General features: G+C 38.1%; 14 protein-coding genes. 4 read left to right on the top strand and 10 right to left on the bottom strand.

The annotated features are described in order from the left end of the window. Positions 1-6 precede the first annotated feature (6 nt). From AC6CH7_RS03435 to AC6CH7_RS03390, 10 genes are all read right to left on the bottom strand, one after another. Positions 7-1,011, bottom strand: a complete 1,005-nt coding sequence (locus tag AC6CH7_RS03435) for an aldo/keto reductase (RefSeq protein ID WP_498261349.1) — start codon at positions 1,009-1,011, stop codon at positions 7-9. 197 nt (positions 1,012-1,208) lie between these two features. Continuing rightward, the gene (locus tag AC6CH7_RS03430) at positions 1,209-1,754 is read right to left on the bottom strand and encodes a DUF4199 domain-containing protein (RefSeq protein WP_498261348.1); all 546 of its coding nucleotides are present in this window, start codon (positions 1,752-1,754) and stop codon (positions 1,209-1,211) included. 52 nt (positions 1,755-1,806) lie between these two features. Then, complete coding sequence (locus tag AC6CH7_RS03425; protein WP_498261347.1) at positions 1,807-2,484, bottom strand: hypothetical protein; 678 nt, start codon at positions 2,482-2,484, stop codon at positions 1,807-1,809. After that, positions 2,477-3,739 carry a dihydroorotase gene (locus AC6CH7_RS03420; RefSeq protein ID WP_498261346.1) on the bottom strand — a complete coding sequence of 421 codons (1,263 nt, stop codon included), beginning with the start codon at positions 3,737-3,739 and terminating at the stop codon, positions 2,477-2,479. Before AC6CH7_RS03420 ends, AC6CH7_RS03425 begins: the two co-directional genes overlap by 8 nt. Further along, the gene (locus tag AC6CH7_RS03415; RefSeq protein WP_498261345.1) at positions 3,736-5,781 is read right to left on the bottom strand and encodes a BatA domain-containing protein; all 2,046 of its coding nucleotides are present in this window, start codon (positions 5,779-5,781) and stop codon (positions 3,736-3,738) included. The genes AC6CH7_RS03420 and AC6CH7_RS03415 overlap by 4 nt, the downstream gene beginning before the upstream one ends. A 21-nt stretch (positions 5,782-5,802) precedes the next feature. Then, positions 5,803-7,380, bottom strand: a complete 1,578-nt coding sequence (locus AC6CH7_RS03410) for a L,D-transpeptidase family protein (protein ID WP_498261344.1) — start codon at positions 7,378-7,380, stop codon at positions 5,803-5,805. Positions 7,381-7,463: 83 nt separating this feature from the next. After that, a complete protein-coding gene (locus tag AC6CH7_RS03405) occupies positions 7,464-10,088 on the bottom strand; it encodes a TonB-dependent receptor (protein WP_498261343.1) in 2,625 nt (874 codons plus the stop codon). A 183-nt stretch (positions 10,089-10,271) separates the two neighbouring features. After that, entirely contained in the window at positions 10,272-11,759 is a 1,488-nt protein-coding gene (locus AC6CH7_RS03400) for a carboxypeptidase-like regulatory domain-containing protein (RefSeq protein WP_498261342.1), read from the bottom strand. After that, a complete protein-coding gene (locus tag AC6CH7_RS03395; protein WP_498261341.1) occupies positions 11,760-12,905 on the bottom strand; it encodes a FecR family protein in 1,146 nt (381 codons plus the stop codon). Between the two features lie 108 nt (positions 12,906-13,013). After that, on the bottom strand, positions 13,014-13,592 hold the full coding sequence (locus AC6CH7_RS03390) for an RNA polymerase sigma factor (protein WP_498261340.1): 579 nt from the start codon (positions 13,590-13,592) through the stop codon (positions 13,014-13,016). A gap of 475 nt (positions 13,593-14,067) precedes the next feature. Here AC6CH7_RS03390 and hisG point away from each other — a divergent pair, with 475 nt between their 5' ends. From hisG to hisB, 4 genes are all read left to right on the top strand, one after another. After that, the gene (hisG, locus tag AC6CH7_RS03385; protein WP_498261339.1) at positions 14,068-14,919 is read left to right on the top strand and encodes an ATP phosphoribosyltransferase; all 852 of its coding nucleotides are present in this window, start codon (positions 14,068-14,070) and stop codon (positions 14,917-14,919) included. Positions 14,920-14,987: 68 nt separating this feature from the next. Further along, positions 14,988-16,280 (top strand): histidinol dehydrogenase, encoded by a 1,293-nt coding sequence (gene hisD, locus AC6CH7_RS03380; RefSeq protein ID WP_498261338.1) that lies wholly within the window; start codon positions 14,988-14,990, stop codon positions 16,278-16,280. 58 nt (positions 16,281-16,338) lie between these two features. After that, complete coding sequence (hisC, locus tag AC6CH7_RS03375) at positions 16,339-17,379, top strand: histidinol-phosphate transaminase (RefSeq protein WP_498261337.1); 1,041 nt, start codon at positions 16,339-16,341, stop codon at positions 17,377-17,379. After that, a complete protein-coding gene (gene hisB / locus AC6CH7_RS03370) occupies positions 17,379-18,512 on the top strand; it encodes a bifunctional histidinol-phosphatase/imidazoleglycerol-phosphate dehydratase HisB (protein ID WP_498261336.1) in 1,134 nt (377 codons plus the stop codon). Before hisC ends, hisB begins: the two co-directional genes overlap by 1 nt. Positions 18,513-18,541 lie beyond the last annotated feature (29 nt).

The raw sequence follows: 18,541 nt of genomic DNA, 5'->3' as shown, positions 1-18,541 counted from the left end.
ACAAAATTAATCAATTAAGCCCATACTGAACTCATCATAAGGCGCGCCAGTATCCGTACCTAAAGGCACGATGCTTTCCAGTTGTGATAGGTCCGCCTGAGTTAAAACAATAGTTGTTGCCGCAATGTTTTGCTCCAGGTACTTCCGGCGTTTCGTTCCCGGGATCGGCAGGATACCTTTGCTCATGATCCAGGCCAAAGCCAGCTGCGAAGAAGTCACCTGCTTGGCTTCAGCCATTACTTCGATAGCTTTCACCAATTCAATATTCTTGTCGAACTGTATGCCCTGGAAACGCGGGATTGCCCTGCGGAAATCATTCTCAGGCAGGTCATTGATGCTTTTGATCTGTCCAGATAAGAATCCACGGCCCAGCGGTGAGTAAGCTACAAAACCAATACCCAATTCCTTTAAGGTTGCCAAAACCCCACGTTCTTCCACTGTCCGCTCGAACAATGAGTACTCACTTTGTACAGCAGTGATTGGGTGCACGGCATGCGCCCGCTTAACCGTTTCAGACGAAACTTCCGACAAACCAATATAACCCACTTTACCCTGTTGAACCAGCTGAGCCATCGCCTCAACCGTTTCCTCGATCGGCGTATTTTTATCCAGACGGTGCAGGTAATACAGATCGATGTAATCCGTATTCAGATTTTTGAGCGAACGCTCCAAAGATTTCTTTACATAATCTTTCTTACCATTGATGGCCCAGGTTACCTTATTGTTATCATCGATTTCCCAGCCAAATTTGCTCGCCAAAATATACTGATCACGTTTACCACTGATCGCTTTAGCAATCAACTGCTCATTCTTCAGCGGTCCGTACAGATCGGCAGTATCTAAAAAACTACCGCCTAACTCAAGCGAACGTTGGATCGTCGCGATGGCTTCCTGCTCATCCGCAGGACCATACATATGCGCCTTTTCAAAACCCGTCATCCCCATACAGCCCAGGCCGATCACAGGCACAACCAAACCCTGGCTGCCCAATGTTATTTGCTTTATTTCCATGACCCAAAGGTCGGTTAGCCAAATCGCACGCATGTATGCAAACCCCTGAAGCTTGTAAGCAAATCAAGGAATGATTTTTTAAACGCCTATAAACGTTTCGACTTATGGGAGGATCTGACTTACTTTGAAATAGCGTTATCTCAATATTTTTGTAAAATTGGGTTAGAGATAATTATTTGATATGAATTTAACGCGGCTTACTCCTCGTAAAGGGGTTGTTCCTTTTTAATAACAGCTGCACCAATTAAACTGATAATCAAACCATATATCGTATAACTCACTGCTACTCCAAATCCTATAAAAAAGATCATATAAGGTCTCATCATCTCTACCCCTTTAACCTTGTTTTCATCATCACCAGCCGCAGCTTTTGCTGAATCCATTAGCTGATTAAAAGCATTCGTATCTAAGACCTTATAATAAAGGATAGTAAATACAGCTATAAACAATCCTGCATATGCAGCTACTTTAAAGCCCGAAGAAAAAGCTTTACCAAAGCTTATATATCCCCCCAATTCCTTTTTGTATGTAGTTTGCACAAATACAACAGCCATAATAAATGGAATATAGGAAGCTAGCGAGTATATAATTTTCTCTGCTACACTGGTATTCGGATTGTTCTGATCAACTCCTAGCCACTTCATTACAAACATAAGCACAAGGAAATAAACAGAATATGCCATTGCGCTTTTAAACGCCAGCATATTTGGATTCTTTTTGGGTTCAACTACTACTTCTTCCATTTGAAAGTTTTAAATAAACGTTAATATATAAGTTAATAATAAAAACTATTGCCTAAGCTGTAGCTGCATTAAAATTAGCGATTAAGGTATACACCGCAATATCAAACTCTTTGTTTGCACTAAAATCCTCAAGCTCTTTAATGATCTTATCATTGGCCTTAGGCTGATGGAAGAAAACCATGAAAGGAACAAAAAGCTCTTCCATTTCTTCACCCAGATCTATCATTCCGGCATGACTGCAGATATCTTCAACACTTCCTTCAATCAATTGCTGATTGCTGATCAGGTCTTCATAAATATGAAATTCATCCTGAAACTCGTCTTCCTCAACCAATAAGAATTCTTTAAGGAAATCACCTAATTCAGGTTTTATACGCTCATCATGACATTCATTGATATACAACAAAAGGTTTAATAACTCTGTTCCTCTATCTATTGTTTCTTCTTCAATCCTTAGCCACTCTTCAGAGTCAAGATAGTCTTCTTCAAGTTTTTTAATGTCAATAGAAAAGAAATTAATCATCAGCAAATCAAAGAATACTTCTCTAAGTTCATCAAATGATGGATGCTCATCAAAAACTTCATCAAACTCTTCAACTTTCTCTATAAAGCCAAGGTCTTTGCTAAACACTTCAACAAGGCTTTCCTCTAACTTAACCGAGTCATTACCAGATACTGCAGCAAATTTATCTAACGATGCAATTAGTGCTACTTTTACATGATTATCCATATGATTGTAATTGTTTGTTATTATATACCAGTTGAACTTTACCGGTCAGTTTTTTATTTAATAGCGGAGAGTTGGCAGATTTTGAATAGTTGCTTGCAATATTATACTCCCATTGTAAAGCAGGATTATACACTGTAAAGTTGGCTTCAGCGCCTTCTTCAATCACAGGAATTGCAAGACCCAGTAATTTACGGGGATTTACAGAAAGCTTCTCGGCTATCTGCGTTGCATCAAGTCCAGCTTTAATAAGAAAAGGTAAAACAGTTTGCAGGGCAATGATACCATACGATGCGATTTCAAACTCAACATCTTTAAATTCAATCTCATGCGGGCGATGCTGCGATCCTACTGCATCAATAGTTCCGTCTTTTAAACCTGTAAGCAAGGCCTTCACATCAGTTTTACCACGCAAAGGTGGCTTAACCTTATAATTGCTATCAAAATCATTCAGCAGCTCCTCTGTAAACACCAAATGATGTGCAGCTACATCACAAGTAATTTTAACACCATCCTTTTTAGCTTTCTTTATAAGCGCTACAGATCCGGCCGTTGAAATATTACTAATATGAACAGGAGCATCATGATAAGTGGCTAAAAAGATGTCGCGACTAATGTGCATTTCCTCTGCCAATGATGGCAATCCTTTCATTCCCAATAACACGCTGGTTTTACTTTCGTTAATCTGCGATTTTCCTGCGATGGATTTATTCTCTGGATATACCATTAAAAGTCCGTTAAAGCCCTGGGTGTATTGTAAAGCGCGACTCATAAAGCCATCGTCAACAATAGCTTTTCCTCCATCAGAAAATGCGACTGCACCGGCCTGCTTCATGTCGTACAATTCCGCAAGCTCTTTACCTTCTAGTCCCTGACTAACCGCTCCTATTGGCAGCACATCTACCAGGTTGTTTTTTGCCCTGTTAATAATGTATTCAACTTCGGCCTTAGATTGTACCACGGGCTTAGTGTTTGGCAAAACAGCAATCCCTGTGAACCCACCTGCTTTAGCAGCTTCGGTTGCCGTATTAATATCTTCTTTGGTTTCGAAACCTGGATCACCGATTGAACAGTTTAAATCAAAGAAACCCGGAGAAAGAACAGCACCTTTGCCATCAAAAACCTGTTCATTTTTGGAGGGAGCCAGGTTGTTTCCTATAGCCGTTATCTTTCCTTGTTCTACACGAACATCACATTTCTTTTGATTGAACTGGCTGTTTGGATCGGCAATAACTATACCCGTGATAAGAAGGTTCATGATATTTCTATGTTTTTTATGTTATTAAAGAATCTAATAAGTAGTATTTCACCGGCTAAAAAAACAATAGCTAAAATTAGGCAAAGTTTCCATAATTCACTGCTGCTATTTTTTCCCTCGATATTTAATGATTGTGCATCCTTTTTAGAATTAAATACTGCCACTTTTTGTTTGCCAAACAAGTTGTTAAGCTCCGTTTCCGCAGCATAATGCATATCAGATTCCGTGCGGTTGTCATTAAATGCTACAACGGCCAAAACAGAATCTGCTTTTTTTAATTCATAAAAGCCAGATTTCTTTACCTGATCTGCTACATATAATAAAGTTTTTCCGGCAGTTTGTCGTACTTCAGGGATAACTTCAAAGTTATCCGACATCAATTTTAACGACTGATTAGCAAGAAGACTAATTTTTTCACTTTCCAATAGATTATTGAGGCCTATTGTATAATACAGTGGTTGCTCTTTTGCACTTGCAAAAGCGATCTTATACATTAAGGGTACAAAAACCGGGTGCTTAGGCAGGTTGCTATCTTTAATATCCAATGAGCTTGATGAAAGATATAGTTTACCAGCCCCTGTAGTATACTTTGCAAAAAGGAAACGATTTAAAGGCAATTGCAAAATGCTTTCTTTAGCACTTGTATTCTGCTCAGTATAACTAAAATACCTGGTTACTAAAGGCAGATCTATATTTTTAGGAATCTGATCGAACACATCTTTAAAAACAGAGTTCTTTAAATCCATACTACTTGCTAATGGTAGTCCCGAATTTAATTGCTGAACCGCAGGCAGCGACAAGCCGGTTAAGAACGAAGTGTAAACACTGCTATTTGCATCAAGATCAGGGAAGATAACTACTGACCCTCCATTTTGCACATAACCTTTTAATTGTTGAGCCAAGCCTGAGGATGGTTCTTTTAGTCCGTTAAGAACTATTAAACTAAAATCTGAAAAGCTAGAATATTTAATGTTCGACTCAGGCATTTCGGTAAGTTTAAAATAACTGTCGGATGCAAAGAGCGCCTTTATGAATTTATCAGAAGAATTGCCTGTAATGTTTAGCACCTTTAGCTCATTACTTACCTTAAAGCTAAAATTCAGATCATCATCAAATGTTAAAGGAAAGTCTTTAATACTAATAACGCCTTTTTGCCATCCGCTTTTTAATCCGCTAAAAGATAAAGTGTCATTAACTGATTTACCTGCCCCAACATTTACATTACTAATTGCTTTTTGTTGCTTGTTTATGGTCAGCTTCAAGGCTATACCCGAAGCATCCTCTTCACCATAATTTCTTAATTGAACCACAACCTTCTCTGCTTGCCCTGGTTGGTGTACCGGAGAAAGAGTCCAAACACTATCAATCGAAATATTTGGAAGGCTATTCGCATTTAACTTAATTATGGTATAGCTGATCTCCTTATTTACAGCTAAAGGTTTATTACCCGTAAAACTATTTTGAAAGTCGGAAAGCAGGTAACAGATTTCGTTTCTGCTGGCCGAAAAACTAGCCTGTTGTCTATGGAGAATTTGTTGTAAAGTCTTATTTGCAGGTGATATCTTAATTTCATCCAGCAATTGAATAAACTCTTCTTTATTAACCAGTCTTTGGTGCTTGCCTTCAAAATCGTTTGTAATTAATTGAAACTGATCATTAATATCGTATGATCTAACAATTTCCTTTGCCTTTCTTTTAGCTTCGTCAAGTAAACTCCCTTCCTTGTTTACGGTCTCCATACTATAAGAGTTATCAATATATATACTGATAACATTTCTCTGTCCTGGATTATGTTTGTTGCCTGAGGGAATAAAAGGTCTGGCAAATGCCAGGACAAGAAATACAATGGCCAATATCCTGCACAAAAGCACAAGTAAATTTTTAAGCTTTTCTCTCGAAGAATTTTGCTCCTTTGCCTCCTTTAAGAATTGTACATTACTAAAATATACTTTCTTAAATTTTCTGAAATTAAATAAGTGAATTACAATAGGTATGGCTATTGCCAGCAGTGCGAAAAGAAAACCTGGGTATAGGAAATTCATTAAAAACCAAAGGTAGAACTTTTACATGAATTTTTTCATAGCATCCCATAAAGTTTCATCTAAACCATAAACATCTGGTCGGAACTGCAAACTACCGTTTTTCGACCATGCGGTTATGTAATTGATGATCAAGGGGACAGGTTTTTTAACGCCAAACCATTTAGGCCTTAATTTATAAACATTTACTGTATCGGCTTTTTTGGCCATTTTTTTCCGGTAAACCGCCATTCTATTGGTATCTATTGGCGGCAGGTTTACTTCCATCCTTAACTGATCGTATTCGTATTTATCTTTAACCAGCGTTTCGGCAAATTGTAACGGTTTTTCTACACGAACACAACCATGGCTTATTGCGCGGTTGGCTCTGGAAAAAGCGCTTTTATTATTCGTATCGTGCAGGTAGATGCTCGAGCCATTGTCGAATATAAATTTAAACTTACCTAAAGCATTCCCCTCTCCTGAGCCTTGCTTGAATTGGAAAGGCAGCTTTTCTCTGGAATACTTACTCCATTGAATGGTATCAGGCTCCCCTATTTGTTTACCCTTATAGTAGACTTTGATGTTACTGTTAGAAAGATAATACGGATCTCTGACTGCCTGCCAGTAAATCTCACTCTGTGCAATGCTAACTGGAATATTCCATATCGGATTTACCTGTATAGAGTTAAGTTTACTGTACAATAACGGCGTTTCATGATTTTTTGGCTTATCATCAAGATTTCCAGATTTCAGATACTGCTTAATTTTATCTGCATAACCTTCCTCGCGTTTTCCCCCAACACAAACTTTCATTTGGGTAAGTGTGTCTTGGTTTTTAAACCAGGTAAGCGAAAAATCAGGGATATTTACCTGCACATACTCGTCGCCAAGCTCTGGCAATTTCCAGCGCAAACGCTCCATATTTACCATAATGGTTTTTACCATATAGCTTTTACTGCCAGAGTCGGCCTTGTATTTCGAGAGTTTATTCTGGAATACCTGATAATCCGGAGAAGAAGGCTGGATGCTCGTTAGTAGTTTTTGAATGTCTTTTGTCTGCAAAACAGCAGTTACACTTAAGCTATCAGGTCTTTTTACCGGCACATAATACCGGCTAAATAATTTCCTTGGATTGATGCTACCGTAATAAACAAAATTATTGTATTTGATAAGTCCCTCGGCAGCATTAAGTTCCAGATCGGCAATTACAGGATAAACCTCATTAATTGAGTTGAATTTATTGGCCTGTAATGTAGCCAATAGTGATTTTATTTGCTTATACCTAAATAGATTTGGGCTAAAGCCGTGCTGCTCACTCCTGCCTATATAGTTTTCCAGACTATCTAATCCGCCATTTACAAAGAATTTTGTAACCAATTCAGGTTTATACTCATTCGTATAATAATAATTTGTTAATGTATTGGGATTCGAAAATTTAGATTTTAAAGAATCAAGGTGTTTTTTAAAAACACCATTATATACAGCAGTATCAAATTTTTTGTACAGTTTATTTTTGAAATGATCTGACAGTACAACACCCACTTCAGGTATATCCTTAAACCAATTACACGATGATAACATCGTTATTAACACAACAACAGGCAGTACAGTTTTTTTCAAAGCAAGGGAGTTAGCGACAAATTTAGGCGTTTTTTTTATACTTAATGCTTTACCTAAACAAATTAAGTGCCACTTACTATTTCTTAAGCTCCAAACTTCCTTACTTTAAATATAAACGAAAGCATAAAATATCTTCCCAATCTGTTTACTTGTCTATCTACAATTACGTTATCAAACACATCTCTTGAGATACCCGAATTTTCATTAAATAAATCAAAACCATCCAGACGCAGGGTGCCCATGTCTTTTTTAAGAAACTTGTACTCCATAAACAAGCGTAATATAGTAGGGTTATTCACAAAAGAATTATCATAACCAGAATTGATCTGTTTAGTAAAATCGTAACCAAGAGTGAGATCTTTTAAAAAGTAATTACGACCTTCTATCCCATATTCAAAGCGATTGGTCTGCCGATCTTCGAAATTGTCTTGCGAATAGGTAGTCCTATTTTGCATATAAGACGTCTCTATTTCGAAATTAACAATATTTTCCAGGTCTACTCTAAATTCCAGTTCTTGTCTCCATACTGCATTTTTTGCGACGTTTTTATTTTGATCAACAAAAGCAACATTGTTATTTAAAGAACCCCAGCCAGAAAACTCTAGCGTAAACTTACGCTCAAAGAATGGCTTGGAATAGTTATAGTCTCCACTTAAATTATAAAAACCGTCGGTATTGGTATAACTGGTTATCTGATTTACTGTATTTGGGATCAGCACTTTAGTAGTTACGATCTTATTTTGTGTTTGGTTATAAGAAATGTTGGCCGATAACATGTGCCCACGGTTCCAATCTGATTGTTTGTAGCGGGCATTTACACTGTGAATAAATTCAGGCTTTAAGTCGGGATTACCAATCACTACGTTTTGAAGGTTAGAATTATCAGCAATTGGCTGTAGTTGTAAAAACCCGGGTTGGTTGTTGCGTCCCCAATAATTGAACTCAAATGACTCCTGATTTGAAAATCTATACACCATTCTGGCCGAAGGGATCAGATTAAATGTCCTTTGTTCTGTACTGATGTCTTTACTGATATTTTGTCCTTTAAGTACGGCTGGCTGACCATTTACACCTAAAGTATAATTAAACTTTTCACTAATAAAACGATAGTTTACCCCTACTTTATTGGTAATAAACTGATAATCGTAGTTATTACTTAAATCCGGATTAAACACCTCTTCTCCGGTAAGCACATCACGGGTATCTCTGGTGCTGGAAGTAGCAGATCGGCTATAATTGTAGTTGAATTCTATAAATGTTTTACGCCACAATGGCTCCATGTAAGAAAATCCCGAGTAGGTACCAAGGGTATGGCTATTCTGATCAGTAAGTTGATTTTGGAATCTTGTAGAATCAATCCCATCCTCAGTAATCAGGTAATCATTAGACACATCCTTAAAGTTATCGCCATTAGAATAGTTAAAACCACCCCAATAACTAAAATTCCTGCCTTTCTTAGAAAACTTATGATTGTAAAACAAGTTAGTTTTCATAAATAAGGAGTTAGCATTATTCAGGTTTTTACTATTGCGGTTAGTGATCAGGTCTTCTTGAGTAATAGTAGAAAGGCCACCACTACTACCACTATTTGTATTGTATGTAAATTGTGGAGACACTTTAAGGTAATTCATAGTATCTCTCTTATATTCTACATTACCATTAAACTCATGATTATACCTGTTGTTTAAATTATCGTTTCTTGAGTCCTCTAAACGGGTATAACTATCAAGAAAGTTCTGGGTATGCGAAGTACTGACAGTATTATTTTTAGTGTTATCAAAGTTATAGCTTGCATCAGCAGAAAGTTTTGGGCTCCACTCATTTCGATAATTCAATCCACCTGCATTTCGGGTAGTAATTCCATCACCCCCACCGCCTCTGTTGTTTGCATTATTTATTGTACCATCAAAAGAAACCTGTCGCTCTCCTTTCATACTATTGCCCCTAAAGCTGGTATTATACCTATCGGAATTCCCTACCCCTCCCTGGGCCCGGGCAAAGTATCCCTTTTTTTTATCCTCTTGGATGGTTAGGTTCAGTATTTTTTCGGGCTCACCTGTTTTTATGCCTGTTAATTTAGCCTGATCACCATAGTCATCAATAAACTGGAGGTTTTTAATGATGTCGGCGGGTAAATTTTTAATGGCAGTAGCCACATCAGTACCAAAGAAATCCTTTCCGTTTACTTTTATCTTGGTTACCGGTGTGCCTTGGTTAGTTACATTTCCATCTTTATCCACCTTTATACCGGGCAGCTTTTTCAATATTTCATCTACAGCATCTCCTTCTCTCACCGGAAAAGAAGCGGCATTAAAGCTTACTGTATCTTCCATAACTTTTACAGGCGGGACTCCCGAAATAACTACTGCGTCCAAGGTATTAGAAGCTGGCTTTAGTTTAACATTAGGAATTACCAGACTGTTACCTTGCGTAATCGTGTATTGCTTGGTAAAAGTATCAAATCCAATAAATGCTGCTGTTAAGGTAAATTGTTTGGATTTAACCTTGGTAAAACTGAAGCTTCCGTCTGAATTGGCCGAAATACCCAGGCTATCCTTAACCCAGTTAATTCTAACGATGGCACCGGGCAATGGCAGCCCTGCGGTATCTAATATGCTTCCTTTAACCGTGTAGTTCTGTGCTTCACTGGTTAAAAAAGCACCAGTAAGCGCTACAAGTAAAAGAATTGATTTAATAAAATGGTTCATTTGGTTGTGTGTGTGCCATAAAGGTACAATAAGCTTTGCTAAAGCGTTTTAAGCGTAATTAACATGTTACAACAAACACGGTCGCCAAATTCAGAATACCAAGATCGGGAAGCCCATGCTATCGCATGGGCACCGATCATTTCGATTGAGAGTCGCTGGGCTTCTTTATATGAGCATTCATAATTAGTCTTTTGTTTTTGGTAAGATATAATCCATTGGCACCATATCTGCAACCTTTTCATAGCCCCAAAAACCTTCATAGAGCAATGACCCGGGATCATAAATACCCCCGTTCTCATAAAAGTTGATGGACGATTTTAATTGATAAACCAAAGAGATCTGAAACCTCGAATATTCTGGCGGTCTTTCAATCTTGTAGCCTGAATGACTTGCATAGTTTCTTGTTTCCTTTTCTTTTTTAAAAACGACATACAGTGCATCTTTGTAATTGAGGGTTTTTAGGCTGCTTAATTTTTGTTTAACCAAAGTATCTGTTAACACCTTCCCTCTGGTTAACACCTCCAAAGTATCTGGCTTATTCTTCATTATAGTCCAATAACTCAGAGAATCTCTTCTTTTCTTTAAGCTTATTTGTTTCCCTCTTATATCAGAAAAGTAATTAATCTTAGCCTCAGTCAATGTATCCGGCCGTTTACTCTTATTTGGAGCCTTTACCAGCTTATTAATAATAAAGCCATCTTCCTCAATTGAGTTGCGGTATAAGGACCTAAAAAAATGTTGGGGAGAACCTAAGTAGGCTACTTTTCTTTTTTCCTGATAACCTCTTATTTTTGATCTTGTGCCCTTGATTTCCTCAAAATAAGGATAGCCATAAAATAAGACAATCTTTGTTTCTTCATCTTCTTCAAAGTATCTAAGCAGATATTTAATTCGGTACCCCAATGCTTTATTTTCTACAACAATAAATTCATCAGCTATTGCTTTTAAGATGTGCTTTTCCTCATCATAATCAAATTGTATTACCTCAGGGTTAGTAATTTTGCACTTTTTGGAGTTTGGAGATGCGCCAATGAAACTTTCTTTAAAGGCCTTAAGGCGCGCTTCACGACGTGGGTCTAATGTAATTACAACCTCTTTTAATTGCTTAACGTTTTCCTGAAGCTTAAATTCTATATCGGCAGATTTGCTAATGATTGTTACATTCTGATTGGCAGGTAAATACCCAATCATTTGAACAAGCACATTATAATTTCCTTCCTTTAAATTTCGAATCACAAACTTTCCTTCATTATCCGCCACAGTTCCTGTTTGGTATCCGCTAAGCAAAATCCCTGCGCCCGGCAATGTTTCTCCATTTTTATCTTTAACCACCCCAGAAATAGCATACAAACTCTGTGGCGGCAAAACTTCATTCTTATTCTTGGCAATAATCATTACGATTTTATTTTCGATAATGTAGGTTACAGGCAATTCTTCAAAAACAGTACTCAACACCAAATCAATGCCCGCATTTTTAACAGTTATACTTACCGGTTTTAAACCCTGAAGTAAAGAGTTATCGTACAAAAAGTCATAACTACACTGTTTTCTGATCTCCTTAAAAACTGCCGATAATGCTGCATTCTTTAGCGATAGGGTGATGCCTTGCCCATTTGCATTAGATGTGGTATGCAGAAATACAATCAAAAAAAATGCGAATATCAATCTCATCTACTCTGTAACTATAACTCTATTTCCGTCTATTTTAAATTTAACCTTACCTGTTACTTCTAATGCTTTTAAAACAACCGAAATATTTTTTGAACGGGATACAGTACCACTTAAATGCAGGTTCTTATGATTTCCATTGTCAATAATTGCAACATTATACCATCGGGCAACCTGGCGCAGAATACTGCCAAAATCTTCGTTATTAAATATAAAATCTCCATTTTTCCAGGCCACAGCCTCCTCTGTATCTGCCTTACGAACACTCAGGTTATTTTTGGCTAACAATGATTCCTGGCCAGGCCGTAAAATCTTTTGTTCATTATGGTTGGATACCTTAACAGATCCTTCTAATAATGTCGTTCTGGTTGCATCCTCATCACTATAAGAATTTATGTTGAAATGAGTACCCAATACTTCGACCTCTTGTCTATCTGTTTTCACGATAAAAGGATGGGCTTTATCTTTCGCAACTTCAAAATAAGCCTCGCCTACAAGTTCAACTTTGCGCTGAAGTGAGGTAAAAGTTGCTGGAAATGTAAATGTTGAAGCGGCGTTTAACCAGATCTTTGAACCATCGGGTAAAACCACCTGATATTGCTGTCCCCTTGCCGTAGTTATACGATTTAGTTCAGCATTGTTTATCGCTGTTTTCTGCTCATTGTTCTTTAAAAATTTAGCTTTATAGACCAATTTCCCGTCTGCAGTTTTAAAAATAGATACATTTGTTTGTTCAGCAATCATACCTATCGGCGCATCAGATAAAATTATCTTTTCCCCGCTTGCAAGAGTTAAAGTAGCCGTATTTTGAGCAGGTGCTACATCATTAGTGATATTTGTTACTATAGCAGCCTTAGGTTCGGGACTGATTTGCTGATTGTAATAAAACAAACCGCCCCCAATAACCATTGCCAAGCATGCAGCAGCAACAGCCAGATACCATAAGTGTTTTACTTTTGCCGGGGCCTTATCTTCCATCAGCGATATGTAAATCGCTTCAGTTTCCTGATTCAGCTCATCTTCAGAAAGTACGGGAATATCATTTTTAGAAAAATAATGCAGCCAATATTTAGCAGTTTGTTCATCAGCAGGAGTCGCTGTACCTGCACTCACTTTATCCAAAACTTTTTTAATATCTTTCCTTTCCATTGGCATATTAGAATTTCCGCTGATTTGAATTTGAAATTCCACTCTTTGTAGATATAGACAACTCAGGGTTACCAAATGGGGACAGCCTGTGAAAATATTTTACACAAATCAGGAATTAACAATAAAAACCAAATAAATAACAAGACCTAGTTTTAATTTCAAGTGCTTCATTGCCCTTTTAAGCTGCGTATTTACCGTGGATTCAGCCACGCCTAAATGTTCAGATATATCTTTTGCAGACATATATTGTTTGCTTCGCAATTCATAAACCTTTCGCATTCCTGGTGGCATTGCCGCTATTTCTTTTTCTATCATCGTAGCAATATCCTTCTCTCTTATCAGAAAATCGGTTTCTTCACTATCAACATCTATGTAATGATTTCCTTCATCAGCGTATCTGCGCAAAACGTCTTTATGTTTAAAAACGTTAAAAATTTTATTAAGAACAGATTTATAGAGATAACCAGAAAGGGTGGTTTTTAAATGGAGCGTTTCACGGTTGTTTAACATCCATGCAAAAACATCCTGCACTATATCTCTGGATTCTTCTTTATTACCAAGTTTGTGATAGGCATAGAGATAAAGCGGCTTATCGTGCCTCATGTAGATTTCCCTAAACGCGGCATCGTCTCCAGACTTAAATAGCCGGATTAACTCACTTTCGTTATATTTGGTATAGTCTAACATATTAGCAACTTCTCTAAAGTTAACTATTATCTGAATACTCAAATCAGAAAATATCCCCGTATTGAGAAAATTACAATAGGTGAATAAGAGCGTACACTAGCGGCTGATGGGGTTAGGCCCTTTCTAGGGTTTGGGGGAGGGTCAATTGCCCTATGAACGCCCTGGCAAAGCTCCACCGCACTTAACTCCCTATCAAGTTTGAGGAGGTTTTGGCTCCTTTTTTTTGGTACAACAGCTAGATATTAATTTTAAACCAAATTTTATTTGGAATTGCGATTTCAATCTATATATTTGCATCTCCTCAGGATGCTAGCCATTGTTGATAAGGAACTTAAATAATATTATGAACACTATTTTGAACCATCATTTACATTTGCACCATCGCCAATTGGCGATGTATATGTAATGTTTTGTACTTCAAAACTTGTTTCCGACCTTATTTTCTTGTTCAATTCAATAATAATCAAAAGCACATTTGAAAACACTTAAAATCGCTATCCAGAAATCGGGTAGATTAAACGAAAAATCAGTAGAAATCCTTAAAAATTGTGGTCTATCTTTCGAAAACTACAAAAGCTCATTAATTTCAACCGTTACAAACTTCCCATTGGAAATCCTTTTCTTAAGAGATGATGACATTCCGGAATATGTACAGGATGGAATTGCCGATCTGGGTATAGTTGGCGAAAACGTAATTGTGGAGTCTGGCTCTGAAGTTACCTATCTTCAAAAATTAGGCTTCGGTAAGTGCACCCTTAAAATCGCAATTCCTAACGAAAGTCACATTACAGAAATTGCACAATTGGAAGGAAAAGCCATTGCAACTTCTTACCCTGTAATCCTTGAAAAATACCTTAAAGACAGTCATGTAAATGCTGAGGTTCGCACCATATCAGGATCTGTAGAAATTGGTCCGGGTTTAGGGTTAAGCGATGCGATTTGCGACATCGTTTCAACTGGTGGAACATTGAAAAGTAATGGCCTAAAGCCATTCTCAGAAGTGATGAAATCTGAAGCTGTTTTGATTGGAAAAGAAGGTTCAGAATTATTACCAGAAGTTCAGGAGTTGTTGCAAAGGATCCGTTCGGTACTGCGTGCAAAAGAAACCAAATATGTTGTGCTGAATGTGGCTAAATCTAACCTTAAAAAAGTTGTAGATCTTTTGCCTGGCGTAAAAAGCCCGACTGTAGTTCCATTGTTCGATGAGGACTGGGTTGCTGTACATTCGGTTATTGCAGAACATGATTTCTGGGAAAAGATCAATAGTCTTAAAGCAGCCGGCGCACAAGGAATTGTTGTTATGCCTATTGAAAAAATCATTGCTTAATCATAAGATTACAATAGAAAAATGCTTATTTTATCATTAACTAATAGTTAAACTTAAAATATAACAACTTGAAAATCTACAGTTATAAAGACTTATCTAAACAAAAGATTGAATCGATCTGTTTAAGGCAGCTGGAAGACGACACTACAATAAAAGACCGTGTTAAAGGCATAGTCGATGCGGTTAGAACCGACCGAGACAAGGCCTTGTTTAACTTTGCAAAACAGTTTGACCAGGTTGAATTAACACAGCTGTTCATCGGCAAAAAAGAGATTGAAGAGATTGCTACATCAATTCCTGCAGAGGCAAAGGCGGCTATTGACACGGCCTATCAAAACATCCGAACCTTCCATGCGGCTCAGGCCAATAAAGAAGAAAAGATAGAGACAATGCCAGGTGTAACCTGCTGGCGCGAAACAAGGGCTATTGACCGCGTAGGCCTTTATATCCCTGGTGGCTCTGCTGTTTTGCCCAGTACTTTTTTGATGCTGGGGATACCGGCTATACTTGCAGGATGCAAAGAGATTGTGGTATGTTCTCCTCCTCAAAAAGATGGAAAAACAAATTGCTACCTAGCCTATTGTGCCTTGAAATTGGGAATTGAAAAGATCTATCTTGTTGGCGGTGCACAGGCAGTTGCGGCAATGGCTTACGGAACAGAAAGCGTACCTAAGGTATATAAGATCTTTGGTCCGGGTAACCGTTATGTAACGCAGGCAAAACAGCTGATACAGTCGACAACCATGACTGCAATTGATATGCCGGCTGGTCCTTCAGAGGTTTTAGTGCTTGCAGATGAGACTGCCAATCCGTCATACGTTGCTTCCGACCTACTTGCACAGGCTGAACACGGCGCTGATAGTCAGGCCATACTAGTCTCTACCTCAAATGAAATTATAACTAAAACACTTGAACAAGTTGACATTCAACTAAAAGAGCTTCCAAGAAAAGACGTAACCGCTCTTGCAATAGCAAATTCGTACGCTGTACTGGTAAATGATCTGGAACAAGGCATGGAATTTAGCAACACATATGCTCCGGAACACCTGATCCTTTCTACAGATCATTTTGAACCGCTTATACCGCTGATAGCTAACGCAGGATCAGTATTTCTGGGCAATTTAACCCCGGAAAGCGCAGGAGATTATGCGTCGGGAACTAACCATACTTTGCCTACAAGTGGCTTTGCAAAAGCTTATTCTGGTGTTTCACTTGATTCGTTTGTAAAGAAGATTACCTTCCAGCACATCACTCCTAAGGGTTTAGAAAATATTGGAGGCACTGTTGAGGTACTTGCAGAAGCAGAAGGCTTAAGGGCACACAAGAATGCGATTAGTATTAGATTGAAAGACATAGTTTAATAATCCGTCATCTCTCTCTTCGTTCGAGATGACGGTGGCAAAAATTAATCCCCTTAACATGGATATTAATAAATTACAAAGAGAAAACATTAAAAACCTTCGCCCCTATTCTACAGCGAGGGATGAATATAAAGGTCAGGCCAGCATATTTTTGGATGCAAATGAGAACAGCTATGGCTCTCCACTAGATCAGAATTACAACCGCTACCCCGATCCTTTACAGCTTGATCTTAAAGATGCGATCAGCAAAATCAAAGGAGTTCCAATTGAAAATACCTTTCTTGGAAACGGAAGCGACGAAGCGATTGATCTTCTTTTCAGGGCTTTTTGTGAACCGGGAATAGACAACATCATCATCCTTCCTCCCACCTATGGCATGTATGAAGTTTCAGCAAATATCAACAATGTTGAAATACGTAAAGTCGATTTACTACCTAGCTTTCAGCTGGATCTTGAGGGCATTGCAGAGGCTATTGATGAACACACTAAACTGATCTTTATCTGTTCACCAAACAACCCTACCGGAAACTCAATTATCCGTACCGATATTGAAACAGTGCTGGCTAATTTCAATGGCCTGGTGGTGATAGATGAGGCGTACATTAACTACGCAAAACAGCGCACATTTATTAAAGAATTAACGGAATATCCGAACCTTGTGGTCTTGCAAACTTTCTCTAAAGCCTGGGGGTTGGCAGCGCTGCGTTTAGGTATGGCTTTTGGCGCCCGTCCAGTTATAGATGTACTGAATAAAGTTAAACCTCCATACAACATTAACCAAGCCACTCAGGATATTGCTTTAAAAGCTTTAGAAAATATAGAACAGGTAAATGACTGGATTAAAATTACTGTTGAAGAAAGAGACAAATTAAGTACAGATCTGTCAGCATTGGCCATGGTTAGAAAGGTATATCCATCTGATGCTAATTTTATACTAATACAGGTTGATGATGCGTTACATACATACAATGCCCTGGTAGACCAGGGTATCATCATCAGAGACCGATCTAAAGTATCATTGTGCGAAGGATGCCTGCGCATCACTATCGGAACCACCCAAGAAAACGAAACCCTCTTAAAAGCCCTAAAAACACTATAATGAAGAAAGTATTATTTATAGACCGTGATGGTACACTCATTAAAGAGCCCGCGGATGAGCAGATTGATTCATTTGCCAAATTAGAATTTTACCCCAAAGCGCTTTACTACCTTTCAAAAATTGCGGCAGAACTGGATTATGAGCTTGTAATGGTTACTAATCAGGATGGTTTAGGTACAGATTCTCACCCAGAGGAGCACTTCTGGCCGGTACATAATTTCATTATGGATACTTTTGCTGGTGAAGGCGTAGAATTTAGTGAGGTAATTATCGACAAGACCTTTGCCCATCAGAATGCAATAACACGCAAACCCAATACAGGTTTACTGCAACACTATTTTACTGATGCTTACGATCTGGACAATTCATTTGTAGTTGGCGACCGTATAAACGACGTTATTCTGGCTAAAAACCTTGGTGCAAAAGCCATATGGCTCTGCAATAATGATCAGCTCGGCGCTAATGAAAAGCTTGAAAAAGCCGAGCATTTAACTGAGTATATTGCTTTAAGAACCCAAAATTGGGTGGATATCTATACCATGCTTAAAGCCGGAACAAGAACAATTAGACATGAACGCAATACCAATGAAACCAAGATTAGCATTAGCATTGATCTGGATGGAACCGGTAAAGCGAACATCGACACAGGGTTAAATTTCTTTAACCATATGCTTGATCAGATTGCGCGTCATGGAAGTATTGATTTACGAATCAAGACCAATGGCGATTTGCATATAGATGAGCACCATACTATCGAGGATACTGGCATTGCACTTGGAGAAGCTTTTGCCAAGGCTATAGGAAACAAACTTGGTCTTGAACGCTATGGCTTCTGCTTGCCTATGGACGATTGTTTGGCTCAGGCAGCAATAGACTTTGGCGGACGTAACTGGATTGTTTGGGAAGCAGATTTTAAACGCGAAATGGTTGGCGATATGCCTACCGAAATGTTTTATCACTTCTTTAAATCATTCAGCGATGCGGCAAAATGCAACCTGAACATTAAAGCCGAAGGCGAAAACGAACATCATAAAATTGAGGCTATATTTAAAGCTTTTGCCAAGGCAATTAAAATGGCTATTAAGCGTGATGCTGAAAAGCTCGTTTTACCTAGTACTAAAGGAGTATTGTAGCGTATAGCAGATGACCAGGAGCATAATAA

The sequence above is a fragment of the Pedobacter sp. GQ55 genome (genome assembly GCF_059758925.1).
This window is presented reverse-complemented; position numbering and strand designations above follow the sequence as displayed.

Bases quoted from the DNA above. Each gene is read 5' to 3' on its own strand.
- AC6CH7_RS03435 (WP_498261349.1), bottom strand. From the start codon at position 1,011: ATGGAAATAAAGCAAATAACATTGGGCAGCCAGGGTTTGGTTGTGCCT.
- AC6CH7_RS03430 (WP_498261348.1), bottom strand. From the start codon at position 1,754: ATGGAAGAAGTAGTAGTTGAACCCAAAAAGAATCCAAATATGCTGGCG.
- AC6CH7_RS03425 (WP_498261347.1), bottom strand. From the start codon at position 2,484: ATGGATAATCATGTAAAAGTAGCACTAATTGCATCGTTAGATAAATTT.
- AC6CH7_RS03420 (WP_498261346.1), bottom strand. From the start codon at position 3,739: ATGAACCTTCTTATCACGGGTATAGTTATTGCCGATCCAAACAGCCAG.
- AC6CH7_RS03415 (WP_498261345.1), bottom strand. From the start codon at position 5,781: ATGAATTTCCTATACCCAGGTTTTCTTTTCGCACTGCTGGCAATAGCC.
- AC6CH7_RS03405 (WP_498261343.1), bottom strand. From the start codon at position 10,088: ATGAACCATTTTATTAAATCAATTCTTTTACTTGTAGCGCTTACTGGT.
- AC6CH7_RS03400 (WP_498261342.1), bottom strand. From the start codon at position 11,759: ATGAGATTGATATTCGCATTTTTTTTGATTGTATTTCTGCATACCACA.
- AC6CH7_RS03395 (WP_498261341.1), bottom strand. From the start codon at position 12,905: ATGGAAAGGAAAGATATTAAAAAAGTTTTGGATAAAGTGAGTGCAGGT.
- AC6CH7_RS03390 (WP_498261340.1), bottom strand. From the start codon at position 13,592: ATGTTAGACTATACCAAATATAACGAAAGTGAGTTAATCCGGCTATTT.
- hisC (WP_498261337.1), top strand. From the start codon at position 16,339: ATGGATATTAATAAATTACAAAGAGAAAACATTAAAAACCTTCGCCCC.
- hisB (WP_498261336.1), top strand. From the start codon at position 17,379: ATGAAGAAAGTATTATTTATAGACCGTGATGGTACACTCATTAAAGAG.